The sequence below is a fragment of the Enterobacter sp. CGMCC 5087 genome (assembly GCF_003144775.1).
GTDB classification, from domain to species: Bacteria; Pseudomonadota; Gammaproteobacteria; order Enterobacterales; family Enterobacteriaceae; genus Enterobacter; species Enterobacter cloacae_M.
In genome coordinates this window covers 1-489 of record NZ_QFXN01000165.1, presented here as the reverse complement: position 1 = coordinate 489, position 489 = coordinate 1, and the positions used below count along the sequence as shown (strand labels likewise).

The 489-nt window shown below is 53.0% G+C and carries 1 pseudogene; it reads left to right on the top strand.

Annotated features, from left to right (window positions below):
• Positions 1–300: 300 nt before the first annotated feature.
• Positions 301–489, top strand: a pseudogene (locus DEO48_RS26970) (complement resistance protein TraT); the annotation flags it as partial.

Genomic DNA, 489 nt, shown 5'->3' with positions numbered 1-489 from the left:
GCATTCAAAAAAATTTCAGACCTATATTACCTGTGTGAGAACGGCAGCAGAAATGCTGCCGTTTCGTTATTTCACCCACGGAGGTTAATGTGCCTGATAAGAAAAAACGGGGTTCTGATGCCCTGCCGCTACTCTTGTTCCCCGTCCCCGTTGAACTGCCCTGCAAAATACCCGAATGCATGCTTCCCCCGTTCCGGCGCTGCCATCGCCACATTCCCTGTTCCGGTATCAGGGCCGTTTTTATACACGGCCCGCCTGTTTATTCAGGCGGCTTTATTGCCAGTAACAATGGAGAAAGAAATGCATTGTCCGAATTGCGGTTCGCAAAACATACGACTGCGCCATGTGGGTAAAAAAACGGGAGGGGTCATTGGCGCAACAGCCGGAGGCCTTGCCGGGCTTGAAGGAGCCTCCGCCGGTGCGCTGATAGGTTCAGTCATTCCGGTTGTCGGTACGTTAGCCGGAGGCCTCATTGGTTTTCTGTCCGGA